Annotated in this window: 19 protein-coding genes; 11 read left to right on the top strand and 8 right to left on the bottom strand. The window is 65.0% G+C overall.

Features of this window, described 5'->3' with window-relative positions; all coding sequences use genetic code 11:
• Nucleotides 1–97: 97 nt before the first annotated feature.
• From ACJ70B_RS14405 to ACJ70B_RS14365, 9 genes are all read left to right on the top strand, one after another.
• Nucleotides 98–1,012: a DMT family transporter gene (locus tag ACJ70B_RS14405; RefSeq protein ID WP_408957684.1), complete on the top strand. Its 915-nt coding sequence runs from the start codon at nt 98–100 to the stop codon at nt 1,010–1,012.
• A gap of 71 nt (nt 1,013–1,083) precedes the next feature.
• Nucleotides 1,084–2,064, top strand: coding sequence for a 3-isopropylmalate dehydrogenase (gene leuB / locus ACJ70B_RS14400; RefSeq protein ID WP_408957683.1), 981 nt, complete (start codon nt 1,084–1,086; stop codon nt 2,062–2,064).
• Between the two features lie 436 nt (nt 2,065–2,500).
• Nucleotides 2,501–3,274, top strand: a complete 774-nt coding sequence (glpR, locus tag ACJ70B_RS14395; RefSeq protein WP_408957682.1) for an HTH-type transcriptional regulator GlpR — start codon at nt 2,501–2,503, stop codon at nt 3,272–3,274.
• Nucleotides 3,264–4,172, top strand: a complete 909-nt coding sequence (gene pfkB, locus ACJ70B_RS14390) for a 1-phosphofructokinase (protein ID WP_408957681.1) — start codon at nt 3,264–3,266, stop codon at nt 4,170–4,172. Before glpR ends, pfkB begins: the two co-directional genes overlap by 11 nt.
• 114 nt (nt 4,173–4,286) lie before the next feature.
• Complete coding sequence (locus ACJ70B_RS14385; protein WP_408960116.1) at nt 4,287–5,465, top strand: PTS fructose transporter subunit IIC; 1,179 nt, start codon at nt 4,287–4,289, stop codon at nt 5,463–5,465.
• Nucleotides 5,466–5,510: 45 nt separating this feature from the next.
• Entirely contained in the window at nt 5,511–5,981 is a 471-nt protein-coding gene (locus ACJ70B_RS14380; RefSeq protein WP_408957680.1) for a PTS sugar transporter subunit IIA, read from the top strand.
• Nucleotides 5,981–6,277, top strand: coding sequence for a phosphocarrier protein HPr (gene ptsH1, locus ACJ70B_RS14375; protein ID WP_408957679.1), 297 nt, complete (start codon nt 5,981–5,983; stop codon nt 6,275–6,277). Before ACJ70B_RS14380 ends, ptsH1 begins: the two co-directional genes overlap by 1 nt.
• Before the next feature lie 4 nt (nt 6,278–6,281).
• Complete coding sequence (gene ptsP, locus ACJ70B_RS14370; protein ID WP_408957678.1) at nt 6,282–8,000, top strand: phosphoenolpyruvate--protein phosphotransferase; 1,719 nt, start codon at nt 6,282–6,284, stop codon at nt 7,998–8,000.
• Nucleotides 7,997–8,440, top strand: coding sequence for a PTS fructose transporter subunit IIB (locus ACJ70B_RS14365; RefSeq protein ID WP_408957677.1), 444 nt, complete (start codon nt 7,997–7,999; stop codon nt 8,438–8,440). The genes ptsP and ACJ70B_RS14365 overlap by 4 nt, the downstream gene beginning before the upstream one ends.
• Before the next feature lie 783 nt (nt 8,441–9,223).
• Here ACJ70B_RS14365 and ACJ70B_RS14360 read toward each other — a convergent pair.
• A complete protein-coding gene (locus ACJ70B_RS14360; protein ID WP_408957676.1) occupies nt 9,224–10,450 on the bottom strand; it encodes an MFS transporter in 1,227 nt (408 codons plus the stop codon).
• Between the two features lie 420 nt (nt 10,451–10,870).
• On the bottom strand, nt 10,871–12,970 hold the full coding sequence (locus ACJ70B_RS14355) for a beta-glucosidase (RefSeq protein WP_408957675.1): 2,100 nt from the start codon (nt 12,968–12,970) through the stop codon (nt 10,871–10,873).
• A gap of 230 nt (nt 12,971–13,200) precedes the next feature.
• Between ACJ70B_RS14355 and ACJ70B_RS14350 the strand changes: the two genes are divergently transcribed.
• On the top strand, nt 13,201–13,542 hold the full coding sequence (locus tag ACJ70B_RS14350) for a hypothetical protein (RefSeq protein WP_408957674.1): 342 nt from the start codon (nt 13,201–13,203) through the stop codon (nt 13,540–13,542).
• Between the two features lie 738 nt (nt 13,543–14,280).
• A complete protein-coding gene (locus ACJ70B_RS14345; protein WP_408957673.1) occupies nt 14,281–16,533 on the top strand; it encodes a glycoside hydrolase family 3 N-terminal domain-containing protein in 2,253 nt (750 codons plus the stop codon).
• Between the two features lie 53 nt (nt 16,534–16,586).
• On the opposite strand, the gene dph5 is transcribed toward ACJ70B_RS14345, so the two are convergent.
• The 6 genes from dph5 to ACJ70B_RS14315 form a co-directional block, all read right to left on the bottom strand.
• The gene (dph5, locus tag ACJ70B_RS14340; protein ID WP_408957672.1) at nt 16,587–17,375 is read right to left on the bottom strand and encodes a diphthine synthase; all 789 of its coding nucleotides are present in this window, start codon (nt 17,373–17,375) and stop codon (nt 16,587–16,589) included.
• 86 nt (nt 17,376–17,461) lie between these two features.
• Nucleotides 17,462–17,926, bottom strand: coding sequence for a Rieske (2Fe-2S) protein (locus tag ACJ70B_RS14335; RefSeq protein ID WP_408957671.1), 465 nt, complete (start codon nt 17,924–17,926; stop codon nt 17,462–17,464).
• 66 nt (nt 17,927–17,992) lie between these two features.
• Nucleotides 17,993–18,838, bottom strand: coding sequence for a DUF2182 domain-containing protein (locus ACJ70B_RS14330; RefSeq protein ID WP_408957670.1), 846 nt, complete (start codon nt 18,836–18,838; stop codon nt 17,993–17,995).
• 115 nt (nt 18,839–18,953) lie between these two features.
• The gene (locus ACJ70B_RS14325; RefSeq protein ID WP_408957669.1) at nt 18,954–19,157 is read right to left on the bottom strand and encodes a heavy-metal-associated domain-containing protein; all 204 of its coding nucleotides are present in this window, start codon (nt 19,155–19,157) and stop codon (nt 18,954–18,956) included.
• A 91-nt stretch (nt 19,158–19,248) separates the two neighbouring features.
• Nucleotides 19,249–20,025: a 2-oxo acid dehydrogenase subunit E2 gene (locus ACJ70B_RS14320; protein ID WP_408957668.1), complete on the bottom strand. Its 777-nt coding sequence runs from the start codon at nt 20,023–20,025 to the stop codon at nt 19,249–19,251.
• Nucleotides 20,026–20,148: 123 nt separating this feature from the next.
• On the bottom strand, nt 20,149–21,462 hold the full coding sequence (locus tag ACJ70B_RS14315) for an acyl-CoA thioester hydrolase/BAAT C-terminal domain-containing protein (RefSeq protein WP_408957667.1): 1,314 nt from the start codon (nt 21,460–21,462) through the stop codon (nt 20,149–20,151).
• Between the last annotated feature and the right edge of the window lie 90 nt (nt 21,463–21,552).

Here is a 21,552-nt window from a genome sequence, read left to right as displayed (position 1 = left end):
GTACTCGAGCCGCCGACTCGTCCGTGCTACCATACCGGAAGCGGCAGAGCCGTACCGACACCGCGAGATATTTCGGCACAGCCCGATACCGTTTCGTATGTCTCGCTCCTTCGACGCGCCGCTTTTCGTGGTACTCGCCGTTCTCTGGGGCCTTTCGTTTCCCGCAATCTCGGTCGGCCTCGAGTCGCTCCCGCCGCTTCTTTTCGCGGCTGCCAGGTACGACATCGCCGCGGTCTTGTTGCTGACCGCAGCCGCCGTTCGGGTCGAGCGGTGGCGACCGACGGCGCGGAACGATCTAGCGGCCGTTGCGGGCGGCGGCGTCTTTCTGATCGCCGGTAACGGGTTCCTCTTTCTCGGCCAGCAGACGGTTCCAAGCGGCGTCGCCGCAATCTTGCAGGGACTGGTTCCCGTCCTCACCGCACTCTGGGCGATCCCGCTGCTCGGTGAGCGGCTGTCGGGACTCGGTGCCGTCGGCGCTGCGATTGGGTTTCTGGGCGTCGGCCTCATCGTCCAACCCGATCCGGCGAACCTGCTGGCCGGCGACACCGTCCCCCGACTGCTCATCGTCGGCCAGGTCTGCAGCGTCTCGCTGGGTGGCGTGTTGATCCAGCGGGCCGGGCCGACCCTCGAGCAGCTGCCGCTGGTCGGCTGGTCGATGCTCGTCGGCGGCCTCGTCCTCCACGCGGTCAGCCTCGGTGCGGGCGAGTTTCCCAGCGCCGACATCGTCGGCCCGACCTCGCTGGCCGCCCTGTGTTATCTCGGCGTCTTCGCCACTGCAGTCGCGTTCATGATCTACTTCCGAATCCTCGAGCGACACGGCGCGTTCGAGGCGGCGCTGATCGGCTATCTGGTGCCGGTCGTAGCGACGGTCGCCGGCGTCGTTTTGCTCGACGAATCGATCGGCGCGTTGACCATCGGCGGGTTCGCGCTGGTCGCCGTCGGCTTCGTCCTACTCAAGCGCCGCGCGATCGCCGACGCGGTGGGGGGATCGATCGGCGTCGGCAGTCCGTAGCGACGCGTTCGTCGGCCGCCACCGCTACCGGTATCGATACCCTCTTTTCGGCCCCCCGCCGATGTTTGGGCATGACTCACGAAATCGCCGTCATTCCGGGCGACGGGATCGGACAGGAAGTGACGCCGGCCGCCGTCGACGTTCTCGAGTCCCTCGATATTGACTTCGAGTTCGTCGAGGCCGACGCGGGCGACGCGGTCGAAGCGGAAACCGGTGACGCGCTCCCAAAGGAAACGTACGACCTCGCGGCGTCGGCCGACGCGACCCTGTTTGGGGCGGCCGGCGATTCGGCCGCGGACGTTATTCTGCCGCTCCGGGAGGCTGTTGACTCGTTCGTCAACGTCCGGCCCGCGAAGGCGTACCCCGGCATCGACGCCGTCCGTCCCGAGACGGATCTGGTCTTTCTCCGTGAGAACACGGAGGGCGTCTATTCGGGCCACGAGGACCGGCTGACCGACGACGTGTCGACCCTGACCCGCGTCGTCACCGAGTCGGCCTCGGAGCGACTTGCGGAGTTCGCCTGCAACTACGTCGAGGACGGGAATCGCGACGGGTTCACGATCGCCCACAAGGCCAACGTCATGCGCGAGACGGACGGCCTCTTCCGTGACACCGTCAAATCGGTCGCCGACGACGCGGGCGTCGAGACGGAGCAAGTGCTGATGGACGCCTTCGCGACGCGGGTCTGTCTCGACCCCGAACAGTTCGACGTCGTCGTCTGCCCGAACCTCGCCGGCGACGTGCTCTCGGACCTCGCGGCCGGTCTCGTCGGCGGGCTCGGCCTGCTCCCCTCGGCCAACATCGGCCCCGACCGCGCGCTGTTCGAGCCGGTCCACGGCACCGCGCCCGACATCGCCGGCGAGGGCGTCGCGAACCCGGCAGCGACGATCGTCTCCGCAGCCATGCTGCTCGAGTATCTCGGCTACGACGACCAGGCCGACGCGGTCCACGAGGCCGTCGAAGCGACGCTCGCCGAGGGGCCGCGCACGCCCGACCTCGGCGGCGACGCCTCGACCGAGGGCGTGACCGAAGCGATCATCGACCGGCTGTAACGCGGCTCGCAACCGTCGACCGACGCGTCCACTGGTTTCGAACGGACCGAAACGACGAGCCGTGACCGCGATCGCCGTCCCCGATTATGCAACCGTCTCCGTCTACGAGACGGTGATCCCGATCTTCGTCACCAGCTGACTCACGGCGTTCGTGACGACGCTGGCAGTTCGAAGGCCCGCCGTAGGTGCGAGCGACGCCCTGTCGGAATCAGCGCGCTGTCAAGTATCCCCTCGGCGATCGACGGGGCTGGAGCCAGGGCCGGGGCTCTCGTCGGTGGCTCCCCTGTAGCGTGGCGGACCGATCGGCCGATCACGGAGCGGCGTGTTTCTGGAGCTAGGACTGTTCGAAAGAAACGCGCAGAAACAATCACAAGATAGGGCATAAACAAATAAATCCGTGCAGAACGCAGAGGGGAGTCGAAGCCCTTCCAGTCACATGTTACCCGAACAGCGCAAACGGACGATCGTCGAACTCGTCTCGGATCGGGACGGCTGCTCGGTCGAGGAATTGGCCGGCGAACTCGACGTGTCGAAGGCGACGATCCGGCGGGACTTAGACGACCTCGAGGAGGAGCGCCTCGTCGAGCGATCCCACGGCGGCGCCGTCCCGGTGACAGCGGTCGGTCGCGAAGAGACGTACGTCCAGAAGGAAGTCCAGAACCTCGAGGCGAAGGTCGCGATCGGCGAGCGCGCCGCGACGGAAATCCACGACGGCCAGGTCGTCTTCTTCGATTCGGGGACGACGACGATGCAGATCGCGAAGCGAGCGCCGGCCGACACCGCGTTCATTCCGGTGACGAACTCGCCGCTGCTGGCGCTCGAGCTCGGGAAGGACGCCAACGACGTGAAACTCACCGGCGGAACGCTGCGCCACCGCACGCGGGCGCTCGTCGGTCCGAGCGCGGAGACATTTCTGGACCGGACGAACTTCGATCTGCTCTTTCTGGGGACGAACGGAATCACCGGCGACGGGAGTCTGACGACGCCGAACGAGGACGAGGCGCGAATGAAGGAACTCATGGTCGAGAGCGCAGAGCGGGTCGTCCTCGTCACGGACGAGACCAAGTTCGGCGAACAGAGTTTCATCCAGTTCGCGTCGCTTACCGACGTGGACGTGCTGGTGACCGACGCCGACCCGACCGGCGAGATCGCAGAGGCCTGCGCGGCGGCCGACGTGACCGTCAGCGCGGAGGTGCCGGATGATCGCTAGCGTGACGCTGAACCCGGCGGTCGACTACACGGTCGAACTCTCTGAGCCGTTGACCGACGGGGCCGTCGCTCGCTCCGACGAGCACCGCTACGACGCGGGCGGGAAGGGAATCAACGTCTCGAAGTACCTGGTCGAACTCGGCGTCGAGACCGTCGCGACCGGCGTCGCCGGCGGCTTCCTCGGCCGCTATCTCCTCGAGCGGCTCTCGGAGACCGCGATCGACGCCGATTTCGTCGAGATCGACGGCGAGACGCGACTCAACACGACCCTGCTCGAATCCGACGGCGAGTACAAGATCAACCAGAACGGCCCTCGGATCACCCCGCCTGCGATCGAGGAGATCGTCGACACGCTCCGGATGTACGACCCCGAGACGGTCGTGATCGCCGGCAGCCTGCCGCCGGGGACCGGTCCCGAGACGATCGACCGCGTTGCCGCGGCCGGCCCCTGGGAAACGGTCGTCGACGTCGGCGGAGCGACACTCGCCGAACTCGAGGCCGAGTACGCGCTTTGCAAGCCCAACCGTGAGGAACTCGCGGCGGCGACGGGACGGCAAGTAGACGATGTGCGATCGGCGATCGCGGCCGCGGAGGAACTCCGAGCGACGGGGTTCGACCGCGTCGTCGCCTCGCTCGGCGGCGAGGGTGCAACACTGGCCGCGCCGACCCAGACGCTGCACGCGCCGGCGGCGGACGTCGACGTGGTCGACACCGTCGGCGCGGGCGACGCCCTTCTCGCAGGCGTACTCGCCGGACGGGCTCGGCAAGAATCGGATGCGGCGTCGCTCAGATCGGGTGTCGCCGTCGCTTCCCGCGTGGTCTCGGTATCGGGAACTCGAGCGCCGCCGTTTACCGGTATCAGCGACGAACGCGAGTCGATCGCCGTGTCCGCGTACTGATCACCGACGACGTGACTATCTGACCGACAGAACATTACATCCACATTCGAACTAAAACAAACATGTTCGAAAGCACTTTTGCAGCCGATGGTGAAAGAATTCGGCAACGATAGCATGAAAGACGATGTAGAATCACGGCTGCACGGTCATCTCCTCTCGGTCAAAGAGGATCTGATGACCGGCGTGTCGTTTATGATCCCGTTCGTGACGATCGGCGGGATTCTCCTCGCGCTCGCGTTTATGGTCGCGGAGTTACCGTGGACGGCCGGCAGCACCGAGACGGTGTTCGAGGAAACCGGTTCGCTCGCGTGGTACCTAGCCGAGATCGGACAGCTCGGGTTGACGATCATGATTCCCGTCCTAGGCGGGTACATCGCGTACGCGATCGCGGACAAGCCCGGACTCGCACCCGGGTTCATCCTCTCGTGGGCGATCCAACAGGAGGCGATCATCAAGGCTGCCGGCCTCATCATCGGATTCGAAGCCAAAGGGGCAGCCGCCGGCTTCCTCGGTGCGATCGTCGCCGGCCTGCTCGCGGGCTACGTCGCCCGCTGGATGAAGGGGTGGTCGGTGCCGTCAGTCGTCTCGCAGATGATGCCGATCCTCGTGATTCCCGTCTTCACGACGCTGTTGCTCGCGCCGATCGTCATCCTCGGACTCGGCGTACCGATCGCCATCGTCGACAACGCGCTGACGTCCGCACTCGAGGGCATGCAGGGCTCGAACGCCCTCCTGCTCGGCGCGATCCTCGGCGGGATGATGGCGGTCGACATGGGCGGCCCGATCAACAAGGTCGCCTACGTATTCGGGACCGTTCTCGTCGCGGACCAGATCTTCGCACCGATGGCCGCCGTGATGATTGGCGGGATGGTGCCGCCGCTGGGCCTCGCGCTCTCGAACTTCATCGCGCCCCAGAAGTACTCCGCGGAGATGTACGAGAACGCGAAGGCGGCCGTCCCGCTCGGCCTCGCGTTCATCACGGAAGGGGCGATCCCCTACGCCGCCGCCGATCCGCTTCGGGTCATTCCGTCGGCTGTCCTCGGCAGTGCAACGGCCGGCGCGGCCGCGCTCTGGCTCGGCGTGACGATGCCGGCCCCCCACGGTGGCGTCTTCGTCGTGATCCTCTCGAATAGCCCGCTGCTGTTTTTGGCCTGCCTCGCGCTCGGAACGGCGGTCACGGCGACAGTCGCTACGCTGATCAAACCCGACTACCACGAGCGCGTCGCCGGTGCCAAGCCCGCACGCTCTACGACGGACGGGGGACAGACGAACGCAGGACAGACGAACGACTAATCACTGGACGACAGCCACACCGCTCAACACCATAGCAACCATACGATGACTGTGACCGAACCCGCAATCGACACCGTACTGACCGCCGAACTGATCACGCTCGAGGAACCGCCCGAAGAGAAGGAAGCCGCGATCGAGTTCCTGCTCGACCGCGCGGTCGAGGCCGGCCGCGTCACCGACCGCGAGGCGGCGCTCGAGGCCCTGCTCGCCCGTGAGGAGGAAACGACGACCGGCGTCGGCATGGGGATCGGCATCCCGCACGCGAAGACCGACGCGGTCGCCGAACCGACGATCGCCTTCGCGCGCTCCTCGGCCGGCATCGACTTCGATGCAATGGACGGCGAGCCGGCGACGCTGCTGTTCATGCTGCTCGTCCCCGCCGAGGGCGGCGAAGAGCACCTCGAGCTCTTAAGTTCGCTCTCGCGGGCCCTGATGCACGACGATGTCCGCGAGCGACTCCACGAGGCGGAGTCGAAGGCGGCGATCGAGGAGACGATCACGGAGGCGGTCGCGTGATGGAGCGCACCGTCACCGTGGTCCCCGAAGACGGGCTCCACGCGCGTCCGGCCGCGAAATTCGTCGAGACGGCGACCGCGTTCGACGCCGACGTGCAGGTCGCCCCGGCAGACGGAGACGACGAGCCGGTCGACGCGGCGAGCATGCTGGCCGTGACCGCCCTCGGCGTCGCCAGCGGCGAAGACGTCCGACTGATCGCGGAGGGCGATGACGCCGAGGCGGCGCTCGACGACCTCGAGGAACTGCTGTCGACGCCGGAGACCGAGTCCGCGGCCGAATCGAGTTCGGGGACCTGAACCGATGGCAGCCAACGAGTCCGCACCGAGATCGCACGATGGCACCGGCGTCACGCCGCTTTCCGGCGTCGGGACCGCCGTCTGGTACGATCCGAGCGCCGATCTCGAACTCGCGGAGCCGCCGGCGGCCGACGCGGTCGAGCCGGCCGCCGAGCGCGAGCGGTTCGAGGCGGCCCGCGAGCGCGCACACTCGGAACTCGAGCGCGAGCGCGAGCGGACCGCCGATCGCGTCGGCGATGAGGAAGCGGCGGTGTTCGACGCCCATCGGCAGTTCCTCGACGATCCGCAACTCACCGACGGCGTCGAATCGGCAATCGACGACGGCCGTCTCGCCGAGCACGCGGTCGAGGCTGCCTTCGAAGACCCCATCGCGCGGTTCGAGGGAATGGACGGCCGGATGGCCGAGCGAGCCGACGACCTCCGCGACGTTAGAGATCGGCTGTTGCGGCTGCTGACCGACGGGGACCGCGTCGATCTCGCCTCGCTGTCCGACGGTTCGGTCCTGTTGGCCGAACGGCTGACGCCCAGCGACACCGCTCAGCTCGATCCCGAACGCGTGGCCGGCTTTGCGACGGTCGACGGCGGGCGGACCTCCCACGCCGCGATCTTCGCCCGCTCGCTCGGGATCCCCGCCGTCGTCGGCGTCGGCGACGACCTCGAGCGGATCGACGACGGCGAATCCGTCCTGATCGACGGCGAGGGCGGCGCGGTGATCGCCGATCCGAGCGACGATCGCCGGGAACGCGCGGCCGGCGGCCGCGACGTCGCGATCCGCGAAGAGCTGGTCACGACGGCCGACGGCCGACACGTCGAGGTCGCGGCCAACGTCGGCACGCTCGCGGAACTCGAAGGGGCCGTCGAGGGTGGTGCCGACGGAATCGGCCTCTTCCGGACCGAATTCCTCTTTCTCGACCGCGAGGCCCCGCCTGACGAGGACGAACAGTTCGAGGTCTACCGCGAGGCGCTCGCGGCGTTTCCCGACGGCCGGGTCGTCGTGCGAACGCTCGACGTCGGGGGAGACAAGCCGATCCCCTACCTCGAGGCACCCGAGGCCGACAACCCCTTCCTCGGTCAGCGGGGGATCCGCCGCTCGCTCGGTCCCGACGCCGACCTCTTCGAGACCCAGCTCCGGGCGCTGTTGCGAGCGGCCGCCGCCGAATCGGGAACGCTCTCGGTGATGTTCCCGATGGTGGCGACCGTGCCGGAACTCGAGGCGGCCCTCGAGACCGTCGAGGACGTCGCCGCGACTCTCAAGGAAGAGGGGATCGCGTACGACGTTCCGGAAGTGGGCGTGATGATCGAGACGCCCAGTGCCGCGTTCCTCGCCGAGGAGTTCGCCGAGCGCGTCGATTTCCTCAGTATCGGGACGAACGATCTCACCCAGTACGTGATGGCCGCCGCGCGGGAGAACGATCGGGTCGCCGACCTTCGCGATCCCTGCGAACCGGCCGTCCTCCGCGCAATCGAGCGCACCGCCGCGGCCGCCGACGCGGGCGACGCCTGGGTCGGCATGTGCGGCGAGATGGCCGGCGATCCCGACCTGACGCCGCTGCTCGTCGGACTGGGACTCGACGAACTCAGCATGAGCGCGGTGACGATTCCCGAGGTGAAAGCCGCGATTGCCGATCTCGAGGCCGACGCGGCCGAATCGCTCGCCGATCGAGCAACTGACGCGGCCACAAGAGAGACCGTTTACGAACACATCACGGAGTACGAGCAATGAAATTCGTCGCAGTAACGTCCTGTCCGACAGGTATCGCACACAGCCAGATGGCGGCCGAAAATCTCGAACAGACTGCGGCCGATCTCGGCCACGAGATCGACGTCGAGGTTCAAGGCGCTATGGGCCAAGAGAACGAACTCTCGAGCGAGGCGATCACCGCCGCCGACGCGGTGATCATCGCTGCGGACACGTCGGTGACCCAGGAGCGCTTCGCGGACAAACCGCTCGTGGAGGCCCCGGTGAAAGACGCCGTCAACGATGCCGAGGCGCTCATCAACCGAGCCGTCTCGGAAGCCGACGGCGAGGCGTCGACCGCCGACTCGTCTGAGACGGCGGCGGCCGCGTCCGCCGACACCGAAACGGCTGACTCCGGCGCTCCGCGTCGCGGCGGCGATCCCTCGAAGGGGCTGTTCGCCAGGCTCAAGCGACTCCTCTCCTGACGACGTCGGTCCGCTGTCGCTAATCGTTCTGAGTCGCCGGACTCCGCGATACCGACGGCTATCGCGCGCATAGCGTTGCCCCGAGCCGTGCCTCGAGCGAACTCGTTCCTCGGCGTCGGCTCGCCGACCCATCGAAACCGAACGTCTCGAGACCCACTCCCTCGAGTCCGGCAACCGAGAGCGACGATTCGAGAGAGGGTCCGCGAACGCGGTGAGTCGCGCGTTCGGTTCCGACGGCACTCGCCCTTGAATTGCTATAGAATCGAATACAACTGCTAATCTATCGAGATCGTTTTGTTATCCGTATCGGTGTTCGACGACGCAAGTGTGTCCGACACAGTCTGGGCCGTCCTCGAGGGATCGACGGACCCGTTTCCTGTGTGATCGGCAGACGTCGGTTTGACGCCGCAATACGGCAGGAACCGAGTATCGAACGCGTACCACGAAACCCATCACGGTTATGGAACGAGATTGGCGCGATCGTCGGTTGACTGACGATCGCCTACGAACGATTCACTCCGAGACCGGTCGTCGAGGGCGTCAGAATCGATTTCCGCTCGCGTCCGCTCGAGTATCGGACGGAGATGAGTGCACCACCTCCTTCCAGCAGTGACGACCGATCCGTAAGAGAAGTATCTACATCAGTATATACTATTCAGAATGGTACTTATGAAAGAGTGACTCGAGTCAGCGGTCGGTGAACGGTCCTACCGCGGACGCCGATCTGCGCCGTCGAAACCGACCACTGGGTCGCGTTCGACCGTCGACTCGCGGATTCCGAAGTCAATCGTTCGGCTGTGTCGCGGGCGTCGCGTCCGTTAGCGAGCGTCGTCTGAACGCCACGACGGCGAATAGGGCCATGAGCGCGAACCCGAGGACGCCGATCGCCAGGAGCGCCTGCCCAGTTCCCAGCCGCGAGATCAGCGGCTCGGCCGCGATCGGCGAAACGAACATGCCGAGGAACTGCGTTGTCGTCACGCCGCTGAGGGCCCGACCGCGGTACTGCTCGGTGACGCGCGCCGCCACCCAGTAGTTTATCGTCGGTGTGAGCAGCATGAGTCCGGCACCGGCGATGACGATCCCGGCGACGATAATCCAGTACTGCTCGGTCACGCTAGCGACGACGAACCCGATCCCGGTCGCGGCGAAGATGCCGACGATGATCGCGATGGGACTGTACCGCTCGCGAATGCGATCGAAGTTCAGCGAGACGAGTCCGGCGACGACCGAGACGATTGCGATCGCGATCCCGGTCATCGTGCCGTCGACGGACGTCACGGTCTGCAGGTAGAACGGAATCTCGACGTTGATCTGGTTGTACCCGATCATTCCGATGAACATGACCAAGTAGACGCCGGTCAGGAACGCAAGCGGCAACTCGGCGAGAATGTCCTGCAACTCGGCGACCGACGGCAGCGAGGAGTCGCTTGCGGTGTCGACCTCCGGTTCGTCGATGAAGAAGACGACGAGCGGGACCATGAGGAGTGCAACGAGGTACGTGAGGAAGACGATTCGCCAGTTGAGGTCGGCCAGAACCCCGCCGGCGATCATGGCGACCGCTGCACCGAACGGCATCATGGCTCCCTGCCACCCCATCACGGTCTCTCGACGCTTGCCCGAGAAGTAGTCTGCGATGAGCGTCGTGACGCTGACCATGATTCCGGCGACGGCGATACCGAGGAAGACGCGCGTCCAGAGGATCAGATACAACGAGTCGAGGAAGTACGCCGAACTGGGACCGATCCCGTAGATGATCATCGAGACGATCAGGACGCGCTTTCGACCGTACCGATCGACGAGCACGCCGACGATCGGCGCGAAGATGGCGATTATCAGCCCGGTCAACGTACTGACGAGCTGGGCGAGGACGCCGGCGTTTGATACCGACGAAAACGCCGCTTCGATCGCCGGCAACACCGGATTGACGATTCCACCCGAGAGCGCGGGCAACGTTGCCGCCAACAGGAGCGTCGCGATCGTCGCCCACGGTGTCTCGTCTCGAGTCGTCATGGTCGCACCACTCCGTCGGTCATCGTTCGGTCAACCGGTCGCTCGGCAGATCGAGCCGAGCCGTTCCGACATTGAACTGGTCGCATTATCGCACAGCTATTCGATCCAAGAGTCTTCACAGCAGTAATTTTATCTACCATAATTGTTTCTCCTTGTGTCTGGTACTCTGTCTCAGCGTGTGGAAAAACAATTTACATTAACTATAGTAAAGCATTACGATTCAGGAGAGAATCCGGATCGAATCACCGTCATACGCGGCATCGATCGATGCACGCCTCGTCGCGGTCACTGACTGCGAGGCGGTCGTGTACAGCGGCACGGACTGACTCACTCGGCTCGACCGCAAAAGGGGACGCTCGCTCACAAACGTGCCCCGCGAGAGTGGCGCGAACGGCGCGCCGACATCGTCGGCGGTCTCGGCTATACGTCCACGTCGAACGTCGCCCGCACGTCTCGTGAGGAACGGCCGACGAGAACGGTGTTCGTTCCCTCTGCGACCGTCCAGCCGTCGCTCTCGTCGTAGTATGCGAAGTCGTCGCGCTCGAGCGAGATTGTCACTGTCGTCTCCGCGCCGGCCTCGAGCGACACCGTTTCGAAGCCGACGAGTTCGCGGTCGGGGCAGGCGACCGGCGCGGCCGACCGGCGCGCGTACACCTGAACGACCTCCGTCCCCGTCCGGTCCCCGACGTTGCGGAGATCGACTGCGACCTCGAACCCGTCAGTGGTCTCGCTGACGGTCACGTCGTCGTACTCGAACGTCGTGTACGACAGGCCGTGGCCGAACGGGAACAGCGGTTCGACGTCGCGGTCGTCGAAGTAGCGGTAGCCGACGAAGACGCCCTCGTCGTATCGGACCGCATCGTCGACGCCGGGAAACGCCGCTTCGTCAGCGGTCGGATAGTCCGCGGCGGCGCGGCCGAACGTGACCGGGAGCCGACCGCTCGGATCGGCGTCGCCAAACAGAACGGTCGCAAGCGCCTCGCCGTCGGCCTGCCCCGGATACCAGGTCTCGAGGACGGCGTCGACGTCCTCGAGCCACGGCATCTCGACGGGACCGCTGGTCCGAAGGACGACGACGGTCCGTTCGGCGGCGTCGGCGACGGCCGAGACGAGGTCGTTCTGCTCACCGGGAAGTTCAATATCGTCGCGGTCTTTGAACTCCGTCGCGTCGTCCTGAGCGACGATCACCGCGCAGTCGGCGGCCTCGGCCGCCGCCACTGCGTCGTCGATGCTCGCATCCGCGCTATCGTCGCGTTGCTCGTCTCCGTCGTCGAAGAACGACGATTCGGCGATCGGGGGCACGCCGCGTTCGAACGTGAGATCTGCCGCTCGCTCGGCCAGTCCCTCACGCGGACTGGTCTCGGTGACTGGCGTCACCTCCGAGGAGCCGCCGCCGCCCAGTTTCGCGGCGTCGGCGTTGGGACCGATCAACGCGATCGAGTCGGAGTCGTCGAGGGGTAACGCACCGTCGTTGGTCAGCATAACGGTCCCCTCGACCGCGATGTCGCGGGCCAGGCGGCGATGTTCTGGCGTGTCGAGTTCACCGTCGCGCGCATCGTCGTCGAAGCGTCCGACCGACTCCAGCAGCGTCAGGAGGCGCTCGATCTTCTCGTCGAGAATCGATTCGTCGACCTCGCCGGCCTCGACTGCCTCTCGAAGCGGCTCGCCGAAGTAAGCCGACACGTCCGGGACGGGCGGTAGTTCCCCGCCCTCGTCGTCGGGCGCGTCTCCTTCGTCGATGTCACTGGCCTCGTCAGGCAGGTACGCCTCGAGCTCGACGCCCGGCATCTCGATGTCGAGGCCGGCCAGCGCCGCGTCGACGGTGCTTCGGGTCCCCCACCAGTCGGAGACGACCGGCCCGTCGAATCCCCACTCGCCTTTCAGTACGTCTGAGAGGAGTCGCTCGTGATCGCTCATGTGGACGCCGTTGACGCGATTGTACGCGGTCATCACCGACAGGACGTCGGCCTCCTCGACCGCCGCGCGAAATGCCGGCAAGTAGATCTCGCGCAGCGTCCGCTCGCTCACCTCGGCGCTCACCTCGTAGCGGTTCGTCTCCTGGTTGTTCGCGACGTAGTGTTTGACCATCGCCGCGACGTCCGCGGACTGAATTCCCTCGATAGTCCCCACCCCCATTCGGGCGGTGAGCCGCGGGTCCTCGCTGTAGTATTCGAAGTTCCGACCGCCGTTGGGCGTTCGAATGATGTTAACTCCCGGGCCGAGCACGACGTCCTGTCCGTACGCGGCCGCTTCCCGGCCGAGCGCGGTGCCGAACCGCCGAGCCAGGTCCGGGTTCCACGAGGCCGCAAGCGCGATCGACGAGGGGAACGCGGTCGCCTGCTCGCCCAGTGCTCGCACGCCGAGTGGCCCGTCGACCATCGTCAGCGGTGGGATACCGACCCGCTCGTTGCCGGGCACGTAGCCGGTCGCTTTTCCATCCGGATCGAGCGAGCCGTGGATGAGTTCGATCGTTTCCTCGAGCGTGAGTTCGTCGACGAGTGATTTGCTGTCTGACTCCATTTTTATCGCTCCTCCGTGTGATGCATACAGTACGTATGAATCCGATCCATAATTTATAATGTTGCGCTTCCCGGAGAACGTTTCCGTTCGATCACCGTTCGCACGTCGAGCCCCGCGGACACAACCTATTTGAGCCGTCACGCCAATTTCGTATTGATGGTACGACGAGTAGTACACCAGTTTCGCTCGAGTCGCGGACAGCGAACGGACGACCGAAGCGGTGAGCGATCATGACCGACGGCGATACCGACACCGAACCGACCGACGCGGAGTACGCGAAGTTTTGGGTGAACACGGAAGACGACGACTACGAACCGGTCGACGTCACCAATGTCAAAGAGGAGTGGGAGAACTTGACGATCTATCTCCCCGAGGCGCTCCGCGACGAGATCGAACTGGCCTTTCGCGAGACTAGCTACGAGTGTATGCGCACCGAGAACTACGATCTTCAGAAACTGCGCGACTTCTATCCGTTATTGGTCGTCCTCGGTCTCGAGAGTCTCGAGAGTATTGAAGGTAAGGACATCACTGATATCCTCGCCTACAGCGCCGCCGAGTGCGAATTCGAGTGAGTAGGATCGATTCTCTACGTTCACTGCGACCGATCGCCGCGACACAGTCACGATCAGCACCGCGATACACACTCGACATTACACTCATATGGTCGTAAACGAATTCGCGCAGCTCGCCGATTCAGCGTCCCGATCGGTTCATGAGTATTGAAAGTAATACCATCGCGGCTTCGCCGATCGACAATGACCGACGACCGATCCGCCATCATCTCTAATCCCGTTTTATATCTATATACATATGTTAATTTTGTGTTTATTCCGAATTTGATCTCTCGAGACTGCATATTCCTCGAGATATCCACGATACCGATTAATTTCGAAAGTCAGTTCTTGTTCCCCCACCCATATATTCTGGCAATAGATTGGGAATTAAACCTTCAACATGGGACTGAACGCTCCAACCCATCTCTCGAATCTGCTCTCACGATAGTATTCATTTGGTGTCTAATTACTGGGAGTTCTTCGTTACTATTCGAATCTACATATGTTATCGTATCTAACAGCTCTGAACATGGCGTCGGAAACGACGCCGGATCGCGATCGGCCGTCGTACCGCGGCCGGCGGCGACCTCGAGTCTGGCCGGACCTCCGATTGCACCGTCTCATAACGCAGCGATCGTCGATCGACGCCGGTGCAGTGACGGGCGGCCGGAAGCGGCACTGACCGCATTCGTAGCGTCTGCACCCGTCACGCAGTGCCAACAACTGTTAATATACCACCCACAAACGTGCTCTCGAATGGTCGACGAGGGGACTCCGACGTACGAAGACCGCGATGCGTCCATCGACGAGCGGGTTACTGACCTCCTCGAACGCATGACGCTCGCGGAGAAGACGGGGCAGTTGACCGGCGTCTTCTCATCCGACGCGCGTGCCGAACCCTATGGGAGCCACACGCTCAAGGACCTCGAGTCGCTCGTTCGCGAACGCGGGATCGGCTGGGTCACGCCGTTTGCGACGGGGTTCTCTACGCACAACAGCCCGGCCGTCGTCCCGCGTATCGCGAACCGCTTGCAGCGGATCGCACGCGAGGAGACTAGACTCGGCATTCCCTTGCTCGTTCCGGTCGACGCGGTCCACGGCCACGCGAACGTGGCCGGGGCGACCGTCTTCCCCCATAACCTCGGCTTGGCGGCGACGTGGAGTCGGGACTTGGTTCGACGGGCCGCCCGCGTGACGGCGACCGAGATGCGCGCGACCGGCGCGACGGTGAACTACTCGCCCAACGCGGATGTTGCGAGGGAACCGCGATGGGGACGGACCTACGAGACCTACGGCGAAGCCGCCTCCCTGGTCGGCGAACTGGCGAGGGCGGAGGTCGAGGGACTACAAGGCGACACCGACGGGGCCGGACTCGCAGACGAAACGGCGGTCGCGGCGACCGTCAAACACTTTCCGGCCTACAGCGCCCCCCGGCGAGGCGAGGACGCAGCGCCGAACGACGTCTCGATGAGCACGCTTCGCCGCGTATTCGTGCCGCCGTTCGAGCGCGCGATCGACGCCGGTGCGGCCGCGGTGATGCCGTCGTACAGCTCCGTCGACGGCGAGCCGATCCACGGCTCACGGCGCTTCCTCACGGCGCTGCTCCGCGAGGAACTCGGCTTCGACGGACTCACCCTTTCAGACTGGCACGGCGTCGCCTTCCTCCACAGCCAACACGGGACCGCGTCGTCGCTGCGGGACGCGGTCGATCAGGCGACGCGAGCGGGGCTCGACGTGGCCTCGATCGGCGGTCGAGAGTACGCGGATCTATTGGTCGACTCGGTCGAGGCGGACGCGGTTGCCGAGCGACGGCTCGACGAGAGCGTTCGTCGGGTGCTCGAGCTTAAATTCCGGCTCGGACTGTTCGACGATCCCTACGTCGATCCGAGCAAGGGCCGGGCGGTCGTGGGCCGAGACGCCCACCGTGAGCTGTCGCTGACGTGTGCACGCGAGTCGATCGTACTGCTCCAGAACGACGACGGCCTGTTACCGCTCGAGGACGGCATCGACGACCTCCTGGTGACGGGGCCGAACGCCGATTCCCTCGACGCCCTCTGTGGCGGATGGACCGTCGCCGATCTCTCGACGGATCACGGAACGACAGTCCGTGGCGGTCTCGACACGGTGACCGACGCGGAGACGACGGTCGCGTTCGAGCCCGGCGCATCGACCAGATCGACGACAGACCTCGACGCGGCGGCGGCTGCCGCGTCGGCCGCGGACGCGGCGGTCGTCGTTCTCGGCGAGAACTGGTACGTCCACGAGTTCGGACCGGCAGCCGTGACGGGACCGACCGGCGAGTTCCCGACGCGAAATCGGCTCGAGCTTCCGCCGGCACAGACGCGCCTGCTTGAGCGCGTCGCCGAAACGGGGACGCCGACCGTGCTGGTCGTCGTCGGCGGACGGCCCGTTGCGATTCCGGACGAAGCGCGACTCGCCGACGCGGTGGTACTGGGATTCTATCCGGGGTACGAGGGCGGTCGAGCGATCGCTGACGTCCTCGTCGGCGAGACGAACCCGTCCGGCAGACTTCCGATTTCCATGCCGAAGTCGGTCGGGCATTTGCCGACGGTCCACGACCACGATCCGTCCCCGCGGCCGCTCGGCGAGGACGCTCACCCGCCTGCGTACGATCCGCTGTTCGCGTTCGGGCACGGTCTGAGCTACACCGATTTCGAGTACGAGGCGATCTCCTGTTCGACCGAGCGTCACGACCCCGCGGACGACCTGGCGGTGTCGGTGACCGTGACAAACCGCGGCGACCGCGCCGGCACGGAGGTCGTCCAACTGTACCTCCGCGATGTCGTCAGTTCCCGCGTGACGCCGGTTCGAGAACTGGTCGGCTTCGAACGCGTTTCGCTCGAGCCCGGTGACCGAACGCAAGCGACGTTTTCACTCAACCCAGCCGACATGAGTGTCGTGCACCCGGACGGAACGACCGTCGTCGAACCGGGACGGTTCGAAGTGCTGAGCGGGGGCCGCTCGGCCGAGTTCACCGTCACGGAGTGACTCGAGTCGGCCGAGGCCGTTCGACCGTCACGGAGGCAATGCCGGCCAGTCGATCAGACAGTCTCGAGTTCGGCTTCGTCCGCATCAGCGAGTTCGACCAGCGCGTCGGCCTCGAGAGGGTGACATTCGCCCGGGACGACGAGCAGATGGAGCGGTTCACCGAAGTCCCGCTCTGCGAGCTCGGTCATCGTCCCGGCCGCGAGGAGTGGGTCGGGGCTCCCTGCGCGGGCGATGACGACGCCGACGAGGTCGGGGTACGCGTCCGCAAGCAGGTCGGCACCGACATCGGCGGTCATGTACTCGTCTTCCTCGGCGCGTTCGTGGCCGATCTTGATGTCGAGGTAGACGACCGTGTGCAGGCCGTCCTCGCGGTTGGCGTCGATCGTCTCCGTCACGCTGGCGGGGAGGCCGTCGGCCCCGTGGGCGTAGGGAAACGGCAGCGTCGTCGCCTTCCCGAAGCGGTAGTTCTGGAGCCCGGTCAGGGAACTAGCGGCCGTCTGGGCGGTGACGCCGTGGATCACCCGCGTCTCGATCCCGCGGTCGTGGGCTCGCAATCGGAGGTCGACGTGGGTCGTCGAGATCATCGTGTCGCCAGCGGTCAGGAAGGCCACGTCCTCGCTTTCGGCCGCCGAGAGCATGTCCTCGGGGTGCTGCTCGACGCCCGCGCGGTCCCGAACTTCGATCTCGATATCGTGGGCGGACTCGAGGTCCGCGACCGTCGTTCCAATCAGTCGGCTGGTGTAGAACTCGGCGTAGACCCGGTCGGCCGCCCGCAGGGCGTTGCGGCCCTCGACGGTGATCGACTGCTCGTCGTAGAGGCCGAGACCGATGAAAGTGAGCATAGCGGGCGTAGTCCCAGCGCGGGGAATACCCTTTCGAGATGGGGTGGCTCCGGGGTCGCCGGCTCTAGCGGTGCGTCGGCTACGCGTCAGAACCCGATATGCGAGGTCGACGCGGGACCGTCGTCATCGTCTCCGTTGTCAATATCGCCCTCGTGGGCGAAGCTCACGTCGTCGTCGGTGAGGTAGACGACGCCGTCGTCGACGGTCACGTCGACGGACGAAAGCGTCGTGTCGGCCGCCTCGCCGTTGTCGCAGTAGCCCGAACAGGTGTCGAACATCGAGCCGTGTTTGGGACAGATGAGCTGTCCGTCGCGCATCGCCGCGCCGCGGCCCGTATCGAGCCGCTGGGCCTCGTGGGTGCAGCGATTGATCCACGCCTCGACACCGTCCTCGGCCGTCGGCTGACTGCTTGTCGAGCCGTTCTCGACATGGTTCTCACAGGGCACGAGGATAACCTCGTCTTCCTCGCCGTACTCGTCTTCGATGGTGAACAGCCACGACCGACTTTCGTGGACTGACTCGACGGTCGTGAGTCGCGTTCGCTCGCTCATCGCTGTCTACGTACGTGCGTCGCACGGAAAACGCCCCCGTCGAGAGGGTGCCGTCGGACGGCAGCCTCAGAGCGCGAACGCGATCGGGAGGGCCGGTTGGAACAGGAGCACGAGAAGCCCCGCGACGAGCGAGACGACGCCGGTGCCGACCGCCAGTTCCTCACCCCAACTCGGGAGTCGCTCGATCGTGACGACGCCCGTCAGCGCGACCATCCAGACGAGATTCATCTCGCCGAAGAAAACCATCGCGAGGAAGAAGACGCCAAAGCAGGTGAGGACGCACTGCACTCCGTGATGCAACCCCGTCCGGACTGCTCCGGTCGCGCCGTCCGCGTGGGGAGCGACGGACGCACAGCACGTCCGCAGGAGCGATCGTTTGAACCGCGAGACCTGGTAGATCCCGGTGAGCACGAGGACGCCGCCGATAACGAAGGGTGTGTACTCGCGAGTAAGTCCGTAGACGCCTCCCGGAACGACTGCATTTACCAGGAGTGGCACACAGGCCGAACCCAGCCAGACGACGTAGTACCCGCCCAGAAAGGCGACCAGCGCTCGCGCCGCGCCGAGAGCCGATCCCCGATACGCGGCGGTATACTCCCGAGCGAACCGCGTCATCGCCGGCTGCATCATCGCCCACATCATCACGCCCCACATGACGGTGTAGCCGACGACTGCCTCGAGCGTCCCGATGTGGAACACCGCACGTTCCATCGCGCCGGGTGCGGCCATCGGGATTTCCGCCGACAGCATCAGCCATTGCATCCCCGGCATCGGGACGTGGCCACCGTACAGCAGTAGCCACCAGACCGCATCGAGACCGAGCATCGCCGTCACGACGGCCGTCGTCCGATCGGGTTCGACCGAGCGGTTCTCTGTCACGCCCTCGAGCGCGGATCGGAGCGAGACGCTCACCGAGCGATCACCTGCAGTTCGGTGTAGCAAATCGCCGACTGGCGTCCGGTGCCCGGGCGAGTCGGCCGGGCCCGACTCGTTTCGTGTCGACTGTAGACGAGATATCCGCGGACCACTATTCGAGCACGTCGTAACCCGCCCGTTCGATTTCGTTCCGAACGGCAGACTTCGACGACGATTCACCGCGAATCGTCACCCGACCGGCCTTGGCGTCGGCGTCGACCGTACCGACGCCGTCGATCGGCCGCACTGCGCCGGTGATAACTATCTCACAGCCTTCGCACGTCATGTCCGGAACCTCGAGCGTGTATTCGTCCATGCTGCAGCCGACTAACGAGTCGACGGTGTATAAATTACTAAATCGTTGATATTTTCTGGAGTGAACGCTCCAGCACACTGGAACCGATCGATTAGTCCAGCCCGTGTGCCCCCTCGACGAGTTCCCGCAATCGGTGGACGAACCGGGCGGCGGGAGCCCCGTCGACGACATCATGGTCGAACGTCACCGTGAGATTGAGGTACTCGCGGGGCTCGATCTCGCCGTCGACGAGTCCCGGTTTCCGATCGATCCCGCCGACCGTCAACTGGAGCGTGTAGTTCGTCGGACTGATCCCCCAGCCGCCACCTGTGCCGAACATGCCGACGGCGGTGACAGCCACGGTGCCCGCCATGCGTTTCCAGCGTCGGGGAAACGACTGCGGAAGTCGCCATAGCTGCCGCCGGAGGAATCCGGGCAGTCGGAGACCCAGCGACTGTCCCCTCGTCTGTCTGCCCACCTCCGGATCCGTCTGGGTCGTTCGAATCTCCTCGTGAATCGACCGGAGCGTCCGTCGATTCGCCGCCCTGACGACGTGCGGGAGACCGATACGGGAACCGTCGATCTCCCGTTCTATTAGCACGTTCACGTCCACCTCGTCGAACTCGAGAATCCGTCCCCGCCAGTCCGAATACGCCTGGACGTGCGGGTGGTCGTCGAGGGCCTGAGCCAGACAATACACCAGAAACGCGGTGAACGAGACGGGGTCCTCCGTTTCTGTCCCTTGCTCGCGAATGCGTTGCCTGGCTTCGGTGACATCGACCTCCACGAGTCCATGAACGTCGCTTCGCCGGCCGGCCATCCGCATGTAGTCGATCGTTCCGCGACGCTGAAGTGGAACGGGTTCGATCGTCGCTCGCTGGTCTGCCATACGTACCGTAGCCCGACGAGCGCCATACGTATTCGTCCCCACTGACGGACTGTCCATCCGAGACGAATGCTCTCCTGCCGTTTTGTTCCGTTTTCCGACCGCGTGAGCATGGTAGTAGCGATTTCACGGCCGGAGCGTCCCGAACGTCTCGAGGACGCGCCGCCAGTGGTCGCTGTCCGCTTCGGCGTACCCAGTCGCCGAGCCGCCCATGACGAACTGCTGTGTTCGCTCGCGGTTGGCCGTCGGTAGATACGGGGCAGTGATCGCGTGTCCTGCATCCGGGTACACCAGGTGTTCGTATTCACAACCGTACCGGTCGAGCCGGTCGACAGCGACCTTGTGGAGTCTCACGGAGTCCCACATCCTGTCCGCACCACCCGAGACGAGGAGCACCGGACCCGCTATCGACTCGACGGCTATCGTCGCCTCGGCGACCGTCTCCTCGTCTGCGTCCTCGAGCGACTGCGAGTAGCCGGGTTTCATCTCCATCGGTGGCTGGACGTCCCAGACCGAGTGGTCGTCAGTGTACGGGACGTAGGAAACCGGCTCGCCGTCCGCGGTCCACGACGGCCCCGGCGGGAACTCCCGCTGGGAGATGCCCGCCCAGACGACGCCACTTCCGTTGACCGAGACGACGGGACCGACCGATTCGAGTCGGATCCCGACGAGGAGCGCGAGTTCACCACCCTTCGATGTCCCCATGAGTCCCACGGGCCCGCGAACCCTGTTCCTATCGTGGACCCATTCGACGGCGTTCTCGACGGACTCGAGTGGTACCTCCACGAGTTCTGCTGGGAGACGATCGTGGTGGCCCTGCCAGTCGAAGTACTGCACCGCGAGCGCGACGAACCCGTGTGACGCAAGTAGCTGTGCTGTCCCGTCTGCAGGTCGCCCGTCCGACCCGTGGAACACGACCACTGCCGGTGCTGGATCGCTCCCCGGTGGCTCGTAGACGCTGCCGACGAACGACTCGCTAGTCACTGCTTCGGACGTGACCCCCTGACTCCCGAACGTGCGTTCGATCGTCGTCGAACCGAGCGTCGCGCCGTCGCGTTCGACGTGGACGGTCAGTTCGTCACACACGTCGCGGCCGGGTTCGTAGGGGCTCGACCCCTCCTTCGGCGTCGCCCGCTGAACGAGGTCGGTCACTTCGCTCGTTGCCTCGCCCTCCATCGCCGACGCGGACGCGAGCTCGAGCGTATCGTCCGATACGTGGTAGGTCGCTCTCGATTCCCACTCACGGTCACTCCGATCCGTCAGCGAGACGCAGATATCGACGGTCTTGGCGGGAACGTTCGTGATCGTGATGTCGACCGGCTCGTCCACCACGCTCGAGGGTGGATGCTCGAACCCGAGTTCTGTTTGGGCATCCTCGTTCGTGTCCCCTTGCTCGTTCACTGGAGACGCGCTATCGTTAGTTCCTGATTTGTCGCTCATCCGTTACAGGGTCACTGTACCGCCGGCGTGCAAATAAGCGAATGGAGAATTATATTTTGGTATGGGATCTTTGAGAAGAGCTTTGCAGTT

Origin of the sequence: Natrinema sp. 74 (genome assembly GCF_046097095.1) — an archaeon.
Lineage (GTDB): Archaea > Halobacteriota > Halobacteria > Halobacteriales > Natrialbaceae > Natrinema.
The sequence above is the reverse complement of the archived record's forward strand: the minus strand, read 5'-3'. Positions and strand labels throughout refer to the sequence as shown.